The sequence below is a fragment of the Phycisphaeraceae bacterium genome (assembly GCA_015709595.1).
Lineage (GTDB): Bacteria > Planctomycetota > Phycisphaerae > Phycisphaerales > SM1A02 > CAADGA01.
Genome location: CP054178.1, coordinates 2,390,117 through 2,408,765, shown reverse-complemented (window position 1 = coordinate 2,408,765; position 18,649 = coordinate 2,390,117). Strand labels below are relative to the sequence as shown.

Below are 18,649 nucleotides of genomic sequence, written 5' to 3'. Positions count from 1 at the left end.
AGTCAGGTTTGATCAAGTCCTGTTCGAGACGTATTCCAAAATGGTGACGAGCCGCCGCCCGATCGGAGCGGCTTCTCTACTTCGCGTTCCGTCTGCCGCGCAGAATGACCTGGTACTCACGCACCTCGAATCCCTTGAGGTCCGCGTGTCCTGTCACCCGAATCGCGTCCCAGGGAATGTCATAGATGCGTCCGGTCTTCGTATCGACGAAGTGATGGTGGGCGTCCACGTGCGGATCGAACACCACGATGCCTTCCCTGAGCACCTGCGTGCGGATCAACCCTTTCTTCACCATCAGGTTGAGCGTGTTGTACACCGTCGCCCTCGACACGGTCGGACACCGCCGACGCACCTGCTCCCACACGATGTCGGCCGTGGGATGCGTCTTGGCGGACAATACCTGCTCCGCGACGGCCAGGCGCTGCGGCGTCGGCTGAATCCCATGCCGGCGAAGAAGATCAAGGACGTCCATTTCATCCCTAGACTAAGTCTAAATCAGAACTGGGTCAAGTGCGCTCCGCCCGCCGTGCGGCCGCATCCGGGTCCGACAGATGCGAAGGTCGCCAAGGGGCCCGGAGGAGTTCGCCCCGCCCTTCGATCGCACGGACCACGTTCACCAATCAATCCATGCGGAACCGGCGTCGACGCCGGTCGTACAATCCTCGGACGCCCGGCGCCTCCTGGAGCAACGCGATGATGAACCACGGTCGACTCGTTCCGCCACTCATCGGTCTGCTATCACTCGCGCTGGGCGCCGCGACACCGGCGCAGGATTCCGGCGCGCCGGCGCTGCGCCGCACGGGCGACCTGCTGCGCCCCGCCGATAAACCGCTCGACCCGCGCATCAAGCCCGACCGCATCACGGAATCCGACCCGCCCGCGCTGCCGGACCCAGGCGCCCTGGCGTCCCCTCCGCCGCCCGCGCATCGCCTGGCGGCCAGTGCGGCGGAGGTGCCGCTCGACGCTGAGCGCTGGGCCAGGGCTCACGAGGCGATCCGCCGCGGGCTCGACTTTCTGCGCGCCAGGCAGCATGCCTCGGGCGGGTGGATGGTGGACGCCCAAGTCGCGCCGACGGACGAGGTTCGGAAGTCGCCGGTCAGCGTCGCCGTTACCGCGATGGCGCTCAAGGCCTTTGCGCAGGCCGGGGCGGACGTGATGGGCGACGAGCGCCTCACCCGCGCCCTCGAGTATGTCCGCACTGCCCAGAATGCCGACGGATCGTTCGATCAGACCATCATGTCCAACTACGTCACCAGCGCGGTCACCAGCGCGTTGGCGGCGATCGACGACCGCTCCCTGCGCGATCAGATGGTCCTGGCGACGCGATGGCTCAAGGAGACCCAGTGGGATCAGACCGAGGGGCTCTCCCCCCGGCAGGACTGGTTCGGCGGCGCGGGCTACGGCAACAACGGCCGCCCCGACCTGTCCAACACCCAGATGATGCTCGACGCCCTCTACGACGCGGGCGTGTCGCCCGATGACCCGGCCATGCAGCGGGCCCTTGTCTTCCTCGCCCGCACGCAGAACCTCAAACAGGTCAACAACGCGCCCTGGGCGGGCGACGACGGCGGCTTCGTCTACACCGCGGCCAACGGGGGTGAGTCATTCGCCAGCGAAACCGCGGGCGAGGGGCGTCGGGGCGAGAACATCCCCGCCGGCGAGCCGCGCTCGCTCCGCTCCTACGGCTCAATGACCTATGCCGGCTTCAAGAGCATGCTCTACGCGGGGCTGTCGAAGGACGATCCGCGCGTGAAGGCGGCGCTCGATTGGCTGCGTGCCCACTGGACGTTCGAGCAGAACCCCGGCGTGGGCAAGCAGGGCCTGTTCTACTACTACCACACCTTGGCCCGGGCTCTGCGCGCCTCGGATCTGGACCGGCTCAGCGATACGGACGGGGTCGAGCACGACTGGCGCGCCGAACTGATCGACGCTCTGCTCGCCCGCCAGGCGGCGGACGGCTCGTGGGTCAACGACGCCGACCGCTGGATGGAAAGCGACCCGTCGCTCGTCACCACCTACGCGGTGCTGGCGCTGGAGGAGGCGCTGAAATAGCAGTCCGATCACCCTGCCACCACCAGCCCCAGGAACATGATGACCCAGATCACGTCCAGGAAGTGCCAGTACAGCGCCACGTGATCCAGCCCGGCGTGGTTGGCCGGGCCGTAGCGGCCCGCCCTGGCCCGCACCGCGACGATGATCAGCGGCACAAGCCCGCCCACCACGTGGGCGGCGTGCAGACCTGACAGCACCAGGAACCCGGTCGCCGCGAAGCGATAGGCGTCGTGGCTCGCGTCCATCGCGCCCCAGGCGCGGTCCACCCACTGAAACCAGCACACCGTCTGCAGCGCGAGGAAGACGAATCCCAGCATCAGCGTGAGATTCGCCCCCCACCGCACGCCCGGCTGATGATCCCGCCGGGCGCTGTTCTTCGCCCACTGGATCGTTCCGCTGGACACGAGAATCACGAGCGTGGAAACCCACAGCAGCCACGGCAGCCCCGGCAGATCAGGCATGGGCGGCAGCACGACCTCGTGACCGGCATCATCGATGAACGTGGTGCGGTTGCGCAGCACGATGGCCATGATGAGCCAGCCGATCATCGTCGCCCCGAAGAGGGCGGCGAGCGAGATCAGGAAGATCGTCATGCCCAGCGTACCGGTCTTCATGCCGCGAAACGGATCGCGGTCGAGCCCGGCGTCCGGCAGGGACGGAGCGGGGTTGGGGCGTGATTCGGTCACTGGGCGGGCGGCGCTGGCGGCGGGGTGGCGAACTCCGACGTCTGAAACGTCTTGATCTCCCCCTGATACTCCGAGGTATCCGTCAGTGCGAACCCGATGAACAGCAGCACGCCGAAGAACGAGGTGATCAGCACCAGCGTGTTGAACGGGCTGTCCCAGCGCAGGTGCATGAAGTACAGACACACCAGCGAGGCCTTGGTGAAGGCGATGGCCAGCGCCAGCCAGATGTTGCCGGGGCCAAGATCCACGAACTTGGCCGTGAGAACGGTGACGACCGTCAGCACCAACAGGGCCATGCCCACCGCCAGCGTGATGCGGACCGGCACGATGTGCCCGACGCCGTGATGATGTTCACCGGAATGTTCTGCGTGTGCCATGTGAGTGCTGAGGACTGGGGACTGTGTGGGGGGGGAAGTCCGAGAGTTCCGATTGCTCGGCGCCCGATGCCTGGCGCCTTCCTAGATCAGATACAGCAGCGGGAACAGGAAGATCCAGATCAGGTCCACGAGGTGCCAGTAGAGCCCCCCCAGATCGACCGGAGTGAAGTAATCCGGACCAAACTGGCCCTTCCATGCCTTGAAGAAGAGCCAGACCATGATGCCCATGCCGATCACCACGTGGATGCCGTGCAGCCCGGTGAGGCAGAAGTAAATCGAGAAGTACGTGCGGACGTCCTGGGTCAGTTCTTCCTTCGTCTTGGTCGGCGGCGGAGGCGGCTTGAGGCCAGCGGCCCCCGATGCGGGCGGCTGCACCTGGGAGCGCGGCACCTCAATCGTGGCGCTTCCGTAGGGATTCCAGGCGCCGTAGGGACTGCTCGCCCCCGTGCCCCGCGCGGGAGGGGTGACTACCGCGCCGGCATCCATGCCGGGGTTGGCGGCGTTGTCATGATGGACCACGCCGTGCTCCAGCTTGGGGTTGAACGCCGCCCCCCACACCAGTCCGTCGTGGATCTTGTGGCTGTATTCGACGTACTTGATGCCCATGAACCCCAGCCCGCCGAGGAAGGTGCAGGCCAGCAGCACCAGAAGAAGATTGCGCTTGCCCTGCTGGGCGGCGGTGACGCCGATGGCCATGGTCATGCTGGAGATGATCAGGATGACCGTGTTGATGGCGCCGAGCTTCCAGTCCAGTCGCGTCGAGCCCTGCACGAAGATTTCAGGGTGGTTGGCCCGCCACACGGTGTAGAACACGAACAGACCGCCGAAGAAGAGCACTTCGGTGGCGAGGAAGAGCCACATGCCCAGCTTGCCGCTGGAGAACTGCTGCCCCAGGGAGGCGAAGTGGTGGGCCAGATGGGCCGGGTGATCGTGCCCGTGGGTGTGATGGGCGGGTGATGCGCTCAGCTGACTCATCGCTCAGTGTCCTCCCCCGCCGTGCCCGGCAGAACCGGTGGGACCGTGGTCAGTGGGGTGCTTGTGGCGATCCCAGGCGGCCAGGTCATCCTTGGTGCGATGACCGTGCAGGGTGTCGGTGTTCACGTAGCCGCCGATCTGCTCATCCCACTCGATGACGGAGAAGTCGTAGCAGTCGCCCACCACGGGCGGCTCATCAAAGTTGTGATGCGGCGGGGGCGACTCGCACTGCCACTCCAGCGACCGACCGCCCCACGGGTTGGCCGGGGCCTTCTTGCCGCGGGCCAGCGAATGGAGCAGGTACATCGCGGTCCAGATGAAGCCCGCCGCCATGATGTACGCGCCGATCGTCGAGATGACGTGGTACGTCTGGTATTCAGGCACGTAGTTGAAGTAGCGGCGGGGCATGCCCTGGCTGCCCAGCATGAACTGGGTGAAGAAGGTCTGGTTGAAGCCCCAGAAAACGAGCAGGCAGCCGATGCGGCCCGCCCACTCGTTGTACATCCGGCCAGTCATCTTGGGCCACCAGTGATGCATGCCGCCGACCATGGCGATCAGAGCCGAGCCCATCATCACGTAGTGGAAGTGGGCCACCACGAAGTAGGTGTCGTGCAGATGCACGTCGGTGGCCAGCGTGCCCAGGTGGAGCCCCGTCAGCCCGCCGATGGTGAACAACACCAGGAAGGCCAGGGCGTAGAGCATGGGCGTGTTGAGGGTGATCGAACCCTTGTACAGCGTGGCCAGCCAGTTGAAGACCTTGACCGCCGAGGGAATGCCCACCGAGAACGTGATGGCGGAGAAGATCATGTTCATCAGCGGGCTCTGCGTGCTGGTGAACATGTGGTGGCCCCACACCAGGAAGCCGAAGACCGCGATGGCCACCGACGAGAACGCGATGAAACGGTAGCCGAAGATGTGCCGGTGGCTGTGAACGGCGATGAGCTCGCTGATGATCGCCATGCCCGGCAGGATCATGATGTACACCGCCGGATGGCTGTAGAACCAGAAAAAGTGCTGATACAGGACCGGGTCGCCACCCAGCGTGGGATCGAAGATGCCGATATGGAAGGCCCGCTCGACCACCACCAGCAGCAGCGTGATGGCCAGCACCGGCGTCGCCAGCACTTGGATCAGCGCCGTGGCGTAGATGCCCCACAGGAACAGCGGCATGCGGAACCAGCCCATGCCCGGCGGGCGCAGCTTGTGAATGGTGACAATGAAGTTCATCCCCGTGAAGATGGAGGAGAACCCGAGAATGAAGACGCCCAGCAGCACGGGAATGACGCCGCCGAACTTGGTGGTGGTGCTGTAGGGCGTGTAGAAGGTCCAGCCGGTGTCGAACCCGCCCATGACCAGCGAGATGACCGCGAAGAGCGCGCCGGCCACCCACAGGTAGAATGACATCAGGTTGAGCCGAGGGAAGGCCACGTCCTTGGCGCCCAGCATGATGGGCAGCACGAAGTTGCCCAGCGCCGCCGGCACCGAAGGGATGATGACCAGGAACACCATGATCGCCCCGTGCAGGGTGAACCAGTGGTTGTATTGATCGGCGGTGAGGAAGCCGGGTCCCGGGGTGAGCAGCTCGGTGCGGACGATGAGCGCCGCCACACCGCCCACGAAGAACGAGGCCAGCACCGCCACCAGGTACATGACGCCGATGCGCTTGTGGTCAAGCGTCAGCGCCCACGACAGGATGCCGCGCGAGCAGTTGAGGTAGTTCTCGCCCTCGGCGTGGCCCCCCACGGGGTGCGGAATGGAAGGATGAATCGTGGTCATGTCGTTTCGTTCCGTCGTGCCGTCCGGGATCGTCAGTTGGTCCCGCCCCCGCCGCCGTGGTACTTCTGCATGTACGCGCTCTTGTCGTCGGCGGGCAGCGCGGACCACTCGGCATGGGGCGAGCCATCGTGGTCTTCAAGCCACTGCAGATAGGCGATGATGTAGCCGAGCTTCTCCTCGTCCACCTGGCCTCGGAAGGTGCTCATGCCCGGCGCGATGCCGAAGACGATGCGCGTGGCTGGATCGTAGATCGACTCCTGAATGTAGTTGCGGGCCCGCACCACCGGGTCGTCGCCATAGCCGGGAATGTCGGCGAGCGTGCGACCGTCGGAGAACTTCGTTTCGCCCCGGAGCGCCCGGCCCCACACGCCCTTGAATGACGGCCCGGTCTTGATTTCATCCTTGACGAGCGAGTGGCACGTCTGGCAGCCAAGCCGCTGGGTGAGCAGATCGCCGGCTACTTCGGGGGGATACTGGCCGTAGTCCCCCGCCTTGGCGAGCCACGCCTCATACGACGCCCGCGTCGGGTGCACGTACACCCAGCTGATCATGTTGGAATGGTCCGTGCCGCAGTATTCGGCGCAGAAGAGCCGGTGCGCCTCGGGCTGATCGGTCGTGCCCGAGTGCCTGGCCTGGAACCACGCCATCGAGAACCGGCCCGGCACCACGTCCTGCTTGACGCGGAAGTTGGGTACGTAGAAGGCGTGCAGCACGTCCTTGGACTTCATCAGGAGCCGGATCGGCTCATCCGGCGGCACGTGCAGTTCGGGCAGTTCGGCCCCGTTGGGGTACTTGAAGCCCCATTGCCACTGCCAGGCCGTCACATCGATCTGCTGAGCGTTGGCGGGGGGCACCGCCATGTCCATGTAACCCTTGAAGCCCACGTAGAACATGATGATGACGATGATGAGGGGGATGCCCGACCACGTCACCTCGAGCATGGTGTGATGCGAAGGCACATCCTGATGCTCCACCACGCCCGCCGGCTTCCAGTACTTCCATACGAAGTAGATCAGGGCGATGGTGATCCCCACGAAGAAGAAGATGCACACCCACGTGATGAAGTGGAACGGGCCATCGACCTGGCTGCCGAAGTTGGCGTAATCGGGCGGCATCCAGAAGTCGGGCCGGAAGCCCTCGACGTTCCGGGGCGCGACCACGCCTTCCTTCGGCTCGTTGGGCGCCTGTGCGAGTGTCAGCAGCATGGTGTGAAGGTCCGTCATGTCGTGTGAACCCCCGCCCCCGGAACATTCCCCGAAACCCCCGAAGTACTTCCCGGAGCCGCAGCCGCCCACCGGGGCGCACCGCGCCGCCACAGGATGAACAGCCCGGTCGCCATCACCAGCAGGGTGAGCAGGCCCCCCAGTCGCATGATGTTCATCACGTGCGGGGTGTACTGGCCCGTGAGGTTGTCGTAATGGAAGCACCAGAGCAGGAAGCGATCGATGGTGGTGCCGATCTTGCCCTCGCCGCCTTCGACCAGGGCCATTCGCACGGTGGACGGCTGGTATGCCGTGCCGTAGAGGTAGCGTGAGAGTCGCCCGTCGGGCGTGGCGATGAAGAACGCCGCCGCGTGCGCCCACTCCTGCCGACGCTCGTTCCAGCGGTACCTGAATCCGATCGCCTCGGCCAGCGCGTGGATGTTCTCCTGCGTGCCCGTCAGGAACGCCCAGCCCTCCGCCGCAGATTCGCGCCCGTACGACGCCAGGTAGCTGCGCCGCTTGATCTGAGCCAGTTCAGCGTCTTCGTTGGGGTCGATCGAGAGGGTGACGATGCGAAAGTCCCGTCCCGGCTCGAAATCGACTTCCTTGAGCGCCTTGACCATGCCGTTGAGCTGCAGCGTGCAGAGCAGCGGACAACGGTAGTAGTTGAGGGTGATGATGACGGGGCGGCCCGCGTTGAAGTAGTCGCCCAGCGTCACCTGCCTGCCGGTGTGATCGGTGAAGGTGAGATCAAGCGGCAGCCGCTCGTTGAGATGCTCGATGATCTCCACGCCTTCCAGTTCGTGCGGAACCTGGCTGGGTGGCTGCGCGAGGGCGCGGGGCGCGGCCAGAACGCCCAGCGCCATGGCGAGCGCCGCCGTCAGCACCGGGATGGTTCGGCCTCGCCGCGTCACTGGCTGGCGGCTCCTCTCCCCCGCCCCCACTCGGCGAGGAGCTTGTCAGCCGCCTCGTCGATGGGAATCGTCACGCGCCCCGTGTTGTTGTTGTAGACGTGCTCATAGGACGGCCTGGTGAGCCACGCCTGCTGCTGCGCCCGGTTGTTCTCCAGCGCTGGCACCGGGGCCTCGACGACCTTCTCAATACGAGACTGCTCCTCGGCGTTGTAGTACAGCGCCTGGAGGTAGATGATCGTCAGCACGAAGATGATGGTGCCCACCAGGCCCACGTACATCGTGGAGCCGGCTGTCGGGTCGCCATAGTGCTTGTCGGTCATGATCGTCACCTCGTCGTCCGATTCGCTTTCAGGCGTTCTCGAAGGCCAGCGACTCGCCCAGCCGCGGGTCGCGCTGCGGCACCAGCGACACCGACCGCGCCATGGCGGCGGCGAAGGCGACCACCATCGCCAGCACGCCCGCGCCGCACAGCACGTCGGTCAGCACAATTCCCGGATGATCCGCGTGGAACACCGGCATCACCAGCCAGAACAGGTCGTACCAGCTCATGGCGAGCATCCACGCGGCGGCCGCCACCAACATGACCCTGTTGCGTTTGGGCATGCGGGAGATGATGGCCAGGAACGGTCCCACGAAGTGCCCGACCAGCAGGAACAACGACCAGTTGTTCCACGCGCCGGGAGTGATCTCGTGTCCGTGGTAAACCACCGTACCGGTGTAGCCGCTGGCGCGCGGCTGCCACCACAGCGTTTCCTCGGGGATGTTGCCGTACCACTGCAGCATGTACTGGCTGAACGCGATGTACGCCCAGAACACCACGCCGAAGGCGAAGAGCAGCTTGCCCAGGTCGTGGTAGTGCTCGGTGGTGATGGCGTGCGTCAGCCGCCCGGATCGCTGCAGGAAGGCGGAGATCAGGATCGCCAGGGCCACGAACGAGCAGACCGATCCGGCGAAGTAGTACACGCCGAAGATCGTCGAGAACCAGTGCGGGTCCTGCGACATCAGCCAGTCGAACGCCGCGAACGTAAGCGTCAGGGCGAAGAGGATGATGCCCGGCGCCGCCACCTTCTGCATCTTCCGTGACAGGTTCACGTCGCCCGTCTCATCCTGCCGCACGCTCAGCCGGTAGAAGAACTGGCTCAGCACGATCCAGATGATGAAGTAGATCGCGGCGCGGATCAGGAAGAACGTCTCGTTCAGGTATCCCGCCTTGTGCTTCACCAGGGGATCGTCGGCCATGGTGGTGGCCCAGTCCCACAGGTGAATGTCGGGGCTTCGCAAGGCCCAGATGAGCGGCAGCCACAGCACGGCCATCAGCAGTGAACAGCACGCCAGCAGTTCGGCGATGCGCCGCACCACCGTGCTCCAGCCGGCGCGCGTCAGGTGGTGAATGAGCGTGAAGAACAGCGCCCCCAGGGAAATGCCCGTGCCGAACACCACCGCCACCAGGTACCCCTGGAAGAAGCGGCTCTTGACTTCCTTGTCGCCGCCCAGCCCCATGGCGACGGCGACGCCCAGGCAGGCCAGCCCGATCACCGCCGCCGGAGCCAGCACCTTGCCCGCCAGCGAGCCAAGGTGGCGATTCTCCTTCATGATGTCGATCGTGTGATGGCCGGCCATCAGTTGTTCCCCTCACCAGAAGGAGACGTACCCTGCTGCGCGGCCCGCCTGGCCGCCTCTTCGGCGCGTCTGGCCGCCGCTTCCGCCTCGTCGCGGATGGCCTTCTCGCGCTCGCGTCGCAGTTCCTCACGAACGGCGGGCGAAAGATCGTCCCAGCTCGCCACCTGGCTGCGCTGCAGCGCCTTGACCCACGCCACGATCGCCCAGCGGTCCTGCTCCGGCACCTGCGAGGCGTAGCCCGCCATGGTGCGCACCCCGTGCGTCACGGTGTTGTAGAGCTGCCCGACCGGCTGCGGGAGCACCTCGGGGTCGAAGACCGCCTTGGGAGCGACCCACGCCGCCTGCCCGATCATCTGCAGTTCCGCCGCCCGCACCGCGACCGGCCCCAGCCCGTTGCCGGACTCGCCGTGACAGGGGGCGCAGTAGATGTTGAACCGCTCGCGACCGCGCTCCAGGAGCTCCCGGCTCAGCGGCGCCTGGGGCGGAAAATCCGTCGCCCACACGCCGTTCACCAGCCCGCGGTGGTAGTGGTCGTCAAGCAGCGTTCCGCCGGTCTTCACTCCACCGATCTCATGCTCCCGCGCCACCGTGCCCGGCACGTGGGGCCGCATGGCCCGACCATCCAGGAACATGTCGTTGGCATGCTGAGCGCGGAACTTGGGCTGATTGTCCATGTCCTGAATCAGGTGAATGCGCGGCTGATCACTGCGCACCGCTCGGGCGCGGAACACGAGCAGCGGCGGGAACATCGCCAGCAGCACCAGGATCAACGCGACTCGGGAAATGATCTTTGGCATGGGAGGTTCAGGCACTGGGCATGAGGCATAAGGCATCGGGCGGTCGGGGTTGTCGGTCTTCTACTGGGAACTCGGAACGCTCCTCACTCAGACCTCATCGCTCCTCAATCCTCCACCACTTCCACCGCCGCGGCCCCGGCCTTCTGAAGCAGGGCGCGGGTCTCATCGAGTCGGAACTTGGGGTCGGTAGCTTCGATGGCGATGAAGAACTTGTCCGAGGTGGCTCGCAGGAATCGCCTGCTGGTGAACAGCGGATGCGCGAACCTCGGGAGTCGGTTCATGCCGAGCATCCCGAACACCGCGCCGAAGGCGCTGAGCAGAATCGTCAGTTCGAAGATCACCGGCACGTTGGCCGGGAGCGACCAGAGCGGCTTGCCCGAAATCTGGAACGGGTAGGGCGTCACCGGCATCGGGGCGTAGATGGTGAGCGATTCATTGGCCGCGTTGGTGAACCACTGCAGCAGCACGCCCAGGATGCAGCCGGTCAGTCCGCACGTGAACACCAGGATCGGCAACTTCGTCATCTTGACGCCCATCGCCTTGTCCAGTCCGTGAACGGGGAAGGGCGTGTGGCAGTCCCACTTCTGGTATCCGGCGTCGCGCACCTTCTCGGCGGCGTGGTACAGCACGCCGGGGTTCTCGAACTCGGCGAGCAGGCCGTACGTCACCTTGGCCGGAGCGGCCTTCGTCGTCGGCGCGTGGTGGCCGTGCGCGTGGGCGTGGGTGGTGGTCGCGCTCATGCGTGGCCTCCTTCCTTGCCCGCATGACCATCATGCCCGTGCCCGGCGCCGTGTCCCGAGGCCGGGGCGGCGTGGTGCTGGTCGTAGAAGTGCGGGTTGGCCTGCGGAAGAACGCCCTTCACCTCGGCGATGGCGATGAAGGGAATGAACCGGCAGAAGAGCAGGAACAGCGTGAAGAACAGACCGAACGATCCGATCAGCGTGAGGATGTCGATGATCGTCGGCGTGTACATGCCCCACGAGGACGGCAGGAAGTCCGCCTCCAGCGACAGCACGATCACGAACCGCTCGAACCACATGCCGATGTTCACGAAGATCGTCACGATGAACATGGCCGGGATGCTGGTGCGGATCTTCTTGAACCAGAAGACCTGCGGACTGAGCACGTTGCATGAGACCATGATCCAGTACGCCCACCAGTGCGGCCCGAAGGCGCGGTTGATGAAGGCGAACGACTCATACATGTTGCCGCCGTACCAGGCGATGAAGAACTCCATCGCGTAGGCGTAGCCCACCATGGTGCCCGTCACCAGGATGATCTTGTTCATGTTCTCCAGGTGGCGCAGCGTGACGATGTCCTTGAGCCCGAAGAAGGCCCGGGCCGGGATCACCAGCGTCACCACCATCGCGAAGCCGGAGAAGATGGCGCCCGCCACGAAGTAGGGCGGGAAGATCGTCGTATGCCAGCCGGGAAGCTGCGACACCGCGAAGTCGAAGGACACCACCGAGTGCACCGAGAGCACCAGCGGGGTGGCCAGGGCGGCGAGGATCAGGTACGCCCGCTCATACCGGTGCCAGTGGCGGTTGGCGCCCATCCAGCCCAGCGAGAACAGTCCGTAGGCGAAGCGCCGCACCTTGGTGGTGGCCCGGTCGCGCAGCGTCGCCAGGTCGGGAATCATGCCCACGTACCAGAACAGCAGCGACACCGTGAAATACGTGCCCACCGCGAACACGTCCCACAGCAGCGGGCTGCGGAACTGGGGCCACATCTCCATTTGGTTCGGAATCGGGAACAGCCAGTAGGCCAGCCACACGCGCCCGATGTGGATGCCAGGGAACGTGCCGGCGCAGATGACCGCGAAGATGGTCATGGCCTCCGCGGCGCGGTTGATCGACGTGCGCCACTTCTGACGCAGCAGAAAGAGAATCGCGGAGATCAGCGTGCCCGCGTGGCCGATGCCGACCCAGAACACGAAGTTGACGATGGCGAAGCCCCACATCACCGGGTTCTGAATGCCCCAGATGCCGGTGCCGGCGAAGATCAGGTATCCGATCATCGCGCCCAGCAGCGTGAGCACCGCCACCGAGATGCCGAAGCAGACGTACCACGCCCGCGTGGGGCGAGGACGCTCGATCACCTGGCACACCGCGTCGGTGATGCTGGAGAAGTCGTGCCCGCCGACGATGAGCGGGGCCCGGCGTCCCGGATCGTCGAAGGTGTTGTCCTTCTCTCCGGCGAGCGAGATGTCGGTGGTGAGTGTGCTCATCAGTGGCCTGCCGCCTCTGCGTCACCATGAGCCGGAATCGGCTTGAGCGACGCGTTGTAGTTTCGCACCTTGCCCAGGAACCGCGTGCGCGGCTTGGTGTTCAGTTCCTCGAGCAGCGAGTACTGCCGCGGATCTCTGAACAGCGCCGACACCCGGCTGCCGGGGTCGCGCAGGTCGCCGAACACGATGGCCTGCGTGGGGCACGCCTGGGCGCACGCGGGGGTGACCGCGCCGTCGGCGATTTCGTACCGCGACGACCCGCTCCCGGTCCCGCCCGCCTTGACCCAGGCGTTCTTGGCCTCGATCTTGACGCGGTTGATGCGCTGCACGCAGAAGGAGCACTTCTCCATCACGCCGCGGGGGCGCACCGTGACATCCGGATTAAACGCCATGCGCTTGACTTCGCTGCCGCCGCGGAAGGCCTTGTCATGCACCACGTCGGGGATGTCCACGCGAGGCGGGCGCAACCCCTCGGCGCGGGGATCCTCCACGTGCCAGTCGTAGAAGTTGAAGCGCCGCACCTTGTACGGGCAGTTGTTCGAGCAGTACCGCGTGCCCACGCAGCGGTTGTACACCATCACGTTCAGCCCCTCCTTGTCGTGCGTGGTGGCCGCCACCGGGCACACCTGCTCGCAGGGGGCGTTCTCGCAGTGCTGGCACGTGACGGGTTGGAAGACCACTTCGGGGTTGTGAACGTCCCGGCCTTTGTAGTAGCGGTCCACACGGATCCAGTGCATCTCGCGTCCGAACAGCACCTGATCCTTGCCCACGATGGGCACGTTGTTCTCCGCCTGGCAGGCGATCATGCAGGCGCTGCAGCCGATGCAGGTCTGCAGGTCGATCGCCATGGCCCAGCGGTGCGCCCCGCTCGCTTCGTAGTTGTACTCATCCCACAACGAGACGATGGGCGGCAGGTGAACGTGCTTCTCGTCGAAGAAGGCGTCCTTGCCCACCTGCTCGTAGCGGTCCAGCCGCGCCTGCCGCACGAGCATGGGCAGGCGATCCTGCACGCCCTGGCGCGTGACCTTGGAGTCCATCGCGTGGTGGTCCTGCACCGTCGCCAGTTCATACGTGCCGCGACCCTTTTCCACGTGGGCGACAGCGAAGCCCATGCCCTGCGACCCGCGCAGCAGACCGGCGTTTCGACCCACCCCCGTCCCGATGTGTCCCGCCGCGGTGCGGCCATAGCCGAGATGAATGTTGACCACCCCGTCAGCCATGCCGGGAATGATGTGAACCGCGATCTCAAGCGGGTTGCCGCCCGTGGGCGAGTCGATCACCACAAGGTCGTTGCCGCGAGCACCGAGGCGCTCGGCCATCGCCGGGCTCATGAACGCCGCGTTGTCCCACGAAATCTTGCCGATGGGGTCCGGCAGCTCCTGCAGCCAGCCGTTGTTGGCGAAGCGTCCGTCGTAGATCGCCGGGTCGGGCGTGAAGACGACTTCATCGCCCTCCTGCGTGGCGCCGGCATCCGCCAGCCGCGAGAGCGCCGCGGGCCAATCGCGCGTCGAAAGCCGCACGTCCTCGCGCTTCCAGGCGCTGCCGGGCAGCACGCCGTCGTGCAGGTAGTTGCGCCACGCCGCTTCAAAGCCCATGCCTTCGCCATGCAGAGAACTGAACCAGCGACGGGCGATGGAATAACCGTCCTTCACCTCGTCATCCAGCACGACCGCCAGCATCTCGGCGGGGGTCAGCCCGTCGTAAAGCGGCTCGATGATCGGCTGCACCGGCGCCACCGTGCCATCCCACGCCCGCGTGTCGCCCCACGATTCGAGCGTATGGGCGGCGTTCACGTGCCAGTCGCAGCGCTGACTCGTCTCGTTGTCGTAGAGCGACAGGTGGATGCACGTGGCGACGTTGAGCATCGCCTCGCCGAAGCCCAGGTCGATCGGCGCGTCGTACGCCGGGTTGCCGCCCAGGATGAGCAGCGTCTGCACCGAACCGGCGGTGCAGGCCTCGGTGAGCGCCCTGAGCGACGCGATGTGCGACTGCCTCGCCCCTTCCGGCTCGGCGGTGAAGTGGACCGTGCGGCCCACGTTCTGAAGAGCGAAGTTGATGGCGTGACAGGCCGCGTGAACCGCCGCCGGCTGCCGCGGACCGGGCACGACCAGCGAAAACCCGCCCGCCCGCATGGCGGCGGCCAGATCCCTGGCGACGGCGTTCACCCACGCGGCGACCTGCTCGCCCGGCACGGGCTTGACGGAGCCAATCGCCTCGCCCCCCAGCACCGTGACGCCCTCGCGGGCGAGCGCGGCGATGAGCATCGACGTCAGCGACGCCACGTCGCGCGACTTGATCGCCAGCCGGTGATCGGCGTTGGCGCCGGTGAGCGAGAGCACGCCCTCCGCCGCGTACAGCCGGGACATGGTTTTGTCGATGCTCCGACGCCGCGAGGCGAAGTCGCGGGCGTGCTTGGCGCTCGCCGGGTGCGCCACCAGCAGGTCGGAATCGAGACACGCCACCACGTCCGCCTTGTCGAGCGCGTAATGGGCCCGGTAGGCGTTGCCCAGAGCCAGGCGAGCGCCCTCGATCTCGTTGTCGCGGGAGATCGACTCGTACTCGTGCCACACCGCCTTGGGGAACGCGGCGGCGACCCGCGCCTTCATGTCATGGAGTGACGGTGACGAATCCGCCTGCGACAGAATCGCCAGCCCCGCACCTTGATTGGCCTTGAGCGACGCGAAGTGCGCCTTCGCCCACGAGAGAAACTCATCCAGACCCGCCGCTCGGGCGCTGGGGCGATCGCCTTCCAGCGTTCGGCGAACGACATCGCGGCTGCGCTCGGGGTCGTAGAACTCGAGAATGCCTGACTGGGCGAAGACGTCGCATGACCCGACGGAGAAGGTCTTGCCGGATATCGTCACCGACCCGCCGTTGATGGGGTGACGCTCGTTGCCTTCGACCTTGATGGGTCGCCCGTCGAAACTGGTGGCGATCAGGCCGCATCCGACGCCACCCAGATCCATGGATGTGGCGAAATAGGCCGGCTCGCCGGGCACGTAGCCCTCGGGCCTGTGGGCGAACGGGGCGATCTTCTCATCCGGCCAGCGACGACAGCCAGCCAGACCGACGCCGGCGAGAGCCAGCGAAGCGCCCATGAGTTTCAGGAACGACCGACGGTTTGCGGGCGTCACCACGTCATCGAGCAGCGAGGGAAACTCCCGCTGGACAAGCTCGACAAACTGGGGGCTTTGGGCGAAGTCGTCCAGACTGCGCCAGTACTCGCGACCCATCTTGGCGTCGGTCGTGGTCGGCATCATCGATGGCATGTGGAGCAGTCCGTCGAGGGGTCGATGGCGTGACGTTCGCGAATCATCCGTCCCAACTCGGCCCTGGCGACGTCATCACCGACGTTCAGGCCAAGGTTGAACACGTCTTTCGGTTCCCGCAGCCGAAGATCCGGATTCCGATGGCACTCCAGGCACCAGCCCATCGAGAGCGAGGCGTACTGGTAGACGACCTCCATCTTGTCCACCCGGCCGTGGCATTCCACGCACGAAACCCCGCGATTCACGTGGGCGGCGTGGTTGAAATACACGTAGTCCGGCTCATCATGCACCCGACGCCAGAGGACGGGCGTTCCATCCTCGAAACTCTGTCGAACCGGCGCCAGACGCTGGCTTTCCGGACGAATGCCCACGTGGCAGTTCATGCAGGTCTGGGTGGGGGGGATGGCGGCCTTGGCGGCCCGATCCACGGTGTTGTGGCAGTAGCGGCAGTCGATGCCCAGGTCACCGGCGTGAACCTTGTGCGAGAAAGGAACCGGCTGCTCCGGCGCGTAGCCGACATCCGTGGTGAGAGGCGAGAAGCCGAACCACACCATCCCCACCGCGTAGAGCGGGGCGGCGAGCACACCCACCCCGATCATCGGGAGAAGGGCATTCGTCCACTTGGGAAAAACGAAGTGGGACACGCTTGTACCTTTTTTCACAAAGTCAACCGCACCGGATGGTATCGCCCCCTTCAGGGCGGATCAAGATGAGGCAACGCGCCGACGGAAACCGCCGCGCCGGAAGCCCGCTACCGCCCAGCGCCGCGAACAGGGCGGAAGAATACCAGAAACCCCAGCCGCCTGCAACGGGGTGTGAAATCGGGAAAGGTTCACCGTCGGGCTTGGGTCGGCACGGATGGACACGGATGGACGGGATCGAGGATTCCGGCGCATCGCAAACGCACACCCGCACGTCGCCATCACCCCCTTCTACGCCGCTGGATCCCGTCACCTGTGGTCATCCTGGGACGCCCTTGATCGGTGCAGCGACAACACCAGTTGAACCGTTCCCGTGGTCTCGTCCAGCCGCTGCGCAATCTCGACGGGCGTGTAGCCCGCCTCGGCCAACCGAAGAATGTCACGGGTCTTCGGCTCGACCGCGTTTGGGCTTCCCGCAGCGTCCGCGCCTCCCGTCACACCGTGGCTCGACACCGCAACGGCTGTCGGCGGCGATGCGTCAGCGACGGAAACCTCATCACTCGATGACCGCATCCGCGGATCGTCCTCCAACAGCATCGACTCCAGCCGACGTATTCGATCCTCCAGACGCACGATGTCGCTCGTACTCTCGTCCAGACGAGCCGACAGGTTGTCGATCTGATCCGGCGTGATGAATGACGATCGGCTCGACGTACCGCCGCCCGGACCGGGCGGCGTACGCGTCGGGTTCGACGACCGCGCCCGAAGCGACAACCACACCAGCGCCATCAACGCCGCCGCCAGCGCCAGGATGATCGCCACCAGCCCCAGAATGACCTCCATCCGGGGCGATTCGGTCATCTCCATGGGGGCGACGAACAACATAAACACTCTCGCGTGTGAAGTCACTCGGTCACTGCTGGAGGCGTTCGGTGTGAGTGAACACTTCTTCGTATCATCCCGCAATGCCCCGCCGCGCACAAGCCGCCCGCGCCGGTACTCCCCCTCTCCGAAAGGGGAAAGCCATCGCTGACGCCGGGCGTCCGAACACGTCCTCCCCGCTCTCCATCCGTGTACGACGGCATCCCCTCATCACCGCCTTCGCCAAGGCCCTGCACGGCCCCTGCGGCGTGACGCCCGGCTCACGCGTCGTTCTCGGCGTCAGCGGCGGGGCTGATTCATCCTCGCTCCTGCTCGCCGCCGCCACGCTCGCGCAGCGAAAGTCGTCCCGCATTCAGCCGATTGTCGTCCACGTTCACCATCATCTGCGGCGGGAGGCGGATGATGACGAGGCGTTCGTGCGTGATCTCGCCGCCCGGTTCGAGTTGCCCTTTGCCGCAGCCCATGTACGCCTGGAGCGCCGCATCGGAGGCCGATCCCGACCGAACTCGACCAACCTGCTCGCCTTGGCGCGACGGCGCCGCTACGCGGCCCTGGCGCGCGTGGCGCGCGAGCACGACGCCTGCGCCGTCGCCACGGCCCATCACCTCGATGATCAATGCGAAACCGTGCTGATGCATCTCTTCCGCGGCTGCGACCTGGACGGGCTGGTCGGCATGCCCTGGCGGCGGAACCTCGCCACCGGCGTGTCGCTGATTCGACCGCTGCTGGGCGTGCGCCGTGCGGCGTGTGAGGAACTCTGCCGCGCCGCCGGCGTGACGTGGCGCGACGACCCGAGCAACCGCGACGCGAACCGCGCCAGGGCGATGCTGCGGCACTCGATCATGCCCCGGATTGAGACGCTCTGGCCCGGCGCGGCGGAGCACGTCGCCGCGACCGCCCAGGCAGTCGGCGCCTGGCGCCGGTCGATGGACGAGAGCGTCCGGCGCCTCTTCGGCGAGGCGTCCTGCGCGTCGTGGTCCCGGGCGGCGCTTGCCGCCGCCCCGCCCGCGATCGTGATGGCGGGGCTGCGCCGTACCGCAGCGACGATGAACGCGGCGGCGGCGCCCACCCGACGCCATCTCGATGCCGCCGCCGAGGCGATCGCGGATGTTCAGCGCCGTCCGCGCTCGTTCAACTGGCCGGGAAACCTTCAACTGTCGATCACATCCAAGCACGTGATGCTCCGAGTCGAGAAACTGGACCGATAGATTCCGACGCCCCCCGGCGACAT

General features: G+C 65.9%; 17 protein-coding genes. 2 read left to right on the top strand and 15 right to left on the bottom strand.

Going from position 1 to position 18,649, the window contains the following annotated elements; all coding sequences use genetic code 11:
* Window positions 1-76 precede the first annotated feature (76 nt).
* A complete protein-coding gene (locus tag HRU76_10205; GenBank protein ID QOJ17932.1) occupies window positions 77-472 on the bottom strand; it encodes a transcriptional repressor in 396 nt (131 codons plus the stop codon).
* Between the two features lie 221 nt (window positions 473-693).
* Between HRU76_10205 and HRU76_10200 the strand changes: the two genes are divergently transcribed.
* Entirely contained in the window at window positions 694-2,052 is a 1,359-nt protein-coding gene (locus tag HRU76_10200; protein QOJ17931.1) for a hypothetical protein, read from the top strand.
* 8 nt (window positions 2,053-2,060) lie between these two features.
* On the opposite strand, the gene HRU76_10195 is transcribed toward HRU76_10200, so the two are convergent.
* From HRU76_10195 to HRU76_10130, 14 genes are all read right to left on the bottom strand, one after another.
* Window positions 2,061-2,738: a heme-copper oxidase subunit III gene (locus HRU76_10195; GenBank protein QOJ17930.1), complete on the bottom strand. Its 678-nt coding sequence runs from the start codon at window positions 2,736-2,738 to the stop codon at window positions 2,061-2,063.
* The gene (locus HRU76_10190) at window positions 2,735-3,115 is read right to left on the bottom strand and encodes a cytochrome C oxidase subunit IV family protein (protein ID QOJ17929.1); all 381 of its coding nucleotides are present in this window, start codon (window positions 3,113-3,115) and stop codon (window positions 2,735-2,737) included. Before HRU76_10190 ends, HRU76_10195 begins: the two co-directional genes overlap by 4 nt.
* 81 nt (window positions 3,116-3,196) lie before the next feature.
* Window positions 3,197-3,721: a cytochrome c oxidase subunit 3 gene (locus tag HRU76_10185; GenBank protein ID QOJ19166.1), complete on the bottom strand. Its 525-nt coding sequence runs from the start codon at window positions 3,719-3,721 to the stop codon at window positions 3,197-3,199.
* Between the two features lie 372 nt (window positions 3,722-4,093).
* On the bottom strand, window positions 4,094-5,866 hold the full coding sequence (locus tag HRU76_10180; GenBank protein ID QOJ17928.1) for a cytochrome c oxidase subunit I: 1,773 nt from the start codon (window positions 5,864-5,866) through the stop codon (window positions 4,094-4,096).
* 32 nt (window positions 5,867-5,898) lie between these two features.
* Window positions 5,899-7,089 carry a cytochrome c oxidase subunit II gene (locus HRU76_10175; protein ID QOJ17927.1) on the bottom strand — a complete coding sequence of 397 codons (1,191 nt, stop codon included), beginning with the start codon at window positions 7,087-7,089 and terminating at the stop codon, window positions 5,899-5,901.
* Window positions 7,086-7,982: an SCO family protein gene (locus HRU76_10170; protein QOJ17926.1), complete on the bottom strand. Its 897-nt coding sequence runs from the start codon at window positions 7,980-7,982 to the stop codon at window positions 7,086-7,088. Before HRU76_10170 ends, HRU76_10175 begins: the two co-directional genes overlap by 4 nt.
* On the bottom strand, window positions 7,979-8,302 hold the full coding sequence (locus tag HRU76_10165; protein ID QOJ17925.1) for a hypothetical protein: 324 nt from the start codon (window positions 8,300-8,302) through the stop codon (window positions 7,979-7,981). Before HRU76_10165 ends, HRU76_10170 begins: the two co-directional genes overlap by 4 nt.
* Before the next feature lie 28 nt (window positions 8,303-8,330).
* On the bottom strand, window positions 8,331-9,575 hold the full coding sequence (locus tag HRU76_10160; GenBank protein QOJ17924.1) for a quinol:cytochrome C oxidoreductase: 1,245 nt from the start codon (window positions 9,573-9,575) through the stop codon (window positions 8,331-8,333).
* 26 nt (window positions 9,576-9,601) lie between these two features.
* Entirely contained in the window at window positions 9,602-10,399 is a 798-nt protein-coding gene (locus tag HRU76_10155) for a cytochrome c (GenBank protein ID QOJ17923.1), read from the bottom strand.
* Window positions 10,400-10,503: 104 nt separating this feature from the next.
* Window positions 10,504-11,139: a DUF3341 domain-containing protein gene (locus HRU76_10150; protein QOJ17922.1), complete on the bottom strand. Its 636-nt coding sequence runs from the start codon at window positions 11,137-11,139 to the stop codon at window positions 10,504-10,506.
* Window positions 11,136-12,626: a polysulfide reductase NrfD gene (gene nrfD, locus HRU76_10145; protein ID QOJ17921.1), complete on the bottom strand. Its 1,491-nt coding sequence runs from the start codon at window positions 12,624-12,626 to the stop codon at window positions 11,136-11,138. Before nrfD ends, HRU76_10150 begins: the two co-directional genes overlap by 4 nt.
* Window positions 12,626-15,895: a TAT-variant-translocated molybdopterin oxidoreductase gene (locus tag HRU76_10140; GenBank protein QOJ17920.1), complete on the bottom strand. Its 3,270-nt coding sequence runs from the start codon at window positions 15,893-15,895 to the stop codon at window positions 12,626-12,628. The genes nrfD and HRU76_10140 overlap by 1 nt, the downstream gene beginning before the upstream one ends.
* Window positions 15,883-16,539 (bottom strand): cytochrome c3 family protein, encoded by a 657-nt coding sequence (locus tag HRU76_10135; GenBank protein QOJ17919.1) that lies wholly within the window; start codon window positions 16,537-16,539, stop codon window positions 15,883-15,885. Before HRU76_10135 ends, HRU76_10140 begins: the two co-directional genes overlap by 13 nt.
* A 306-nt stretch (window positions 16,540-16,845) precedes the next feature.
* Complete coding sequence (locus HRU76_10130; protein ID QOJ17918.1) at window positions 16,846-17,421, bottom strand: hypothetical protein; 576 nt, start codon at window positions 17,419-17,421, stop codon at window positions 16,846-16,848.
* An 80-nt stretch (window positions 17,422-17,501) separates the two neighbouring features.
* Between HRU76_10130 and tilS the strand changes: the two genes are divergently transcribed.
* Complete coding sequence (gene tilS, locus HRU76_10125) at window positions 17,502-18,626, top strand: tRNA lysidine(34) synthetase TilS (protein QOJ17917.1); 1,125 nt, start codon at window positions 17,502-17,504, stop codon at window positions 18,624-18,626.
* Window positions 18,627-18,649 lie beyond the last annotated feature (23 nt).

Excerpts from the sequence above, each read along its gene's own strand:
- HRU76_10155 (QOJ17923.1), bottom strand. The coding sequence starts at position 10,399 with ATGCCAAAGATCATTTCCCGAGTCGCGTTGATCCTGGTGCTGCTGGCG.
- nrfD (QOJ17921.1), bottom strand. The coding sequence starts at position 12,626 with ATGAGCACACTCACCACCGACATCTCGCTCGCCGGAGAGAAGGACAAC.
- HRU76_10200 (QOJ17931.1), top strand. The coding sequence starts at position 694 with ATGATGAACCACGGTCGACTCGTTCCGCCACTCATCGGTCTGCTATCA.
- HRU76_10150 (QOJ17922.1), bottom strand. The coding sequence starts at position 11,139 with ATGAGCGCGACCACCACCCACGCCCACGCGCACGGCCACCACGCGCCG.
- HRU76_10175 (QOJ17927.1), bottom strand. The coding sequence starts at position 7,089 with ATGACGGACCTTCACACCATGCTGCTGACACTCGCACAGGCGCCCAAC.
- HRU76_10185 (QOJ19166.1), bottom strand. The coding sequence starts at position 3,721 with ATGGGCATCAAGTACGTCGAATACAGCCACAAGATCCACGACGGACTG.
- HRU76_10165 (QOJ17925.1), bottom strand. The coding sequence starts at position 8,302 with ATGACCGACAAGCACTATGGCGACCCGACAGCCGGCTCCACGATGTAC.
- HRU76_10130 (QOJ17918.1), bottom strand. The coding sequence starts at position 17,421 with ATGTTGTTCGTCGCCCCCATGGAGATGACCGAATCGCCCCGGATGGAG.
- HRU76_10190 (QOJ17929.1), bottom strand. The coding sequence starts at position 3,115 with ATGGCACACGCAGAACATTCCGGTGAACATCATCACGGCGTCGGGCAC.
- HRU76_10205 (QOJ17932.1), bottom strand. The coding sequence starts at position 472 with ATGGACGTCCTTGATCTTCTTCGCCGGCATGGGATTCAGCCGACGCCG.
- HRU76_10160 (QOJ17924.1), bottom strand. The coding sequence starts at position 9,575 with ATGAAGGAGAATCGCCACCTTGGCTCGCTGGCGGGCAAGGTGCTGGCT.
- HRU76_10180 (QOJ17928.1), bottom strand. The coding sequence starts at position 5,866 with ATGACCACGATTCATCCTTCCATTCCGCACCCCGTGGGGGGCCACGCC.
- HRU76_10140 (QOJ17920.1), bottom strand. The coding sequence starts at position 15,895 with ATGCCATCGATGATGCCGACCACGACCGACGCCAAGATGGGTCGCGAG.
- tilS (QOJ17917.1), top strand. The coding sequence starts at position 17,502 with ATGCCCCGCCGCGCACAAGCCGCCCGCGCCGGTACTCCCCCTCTCCGA.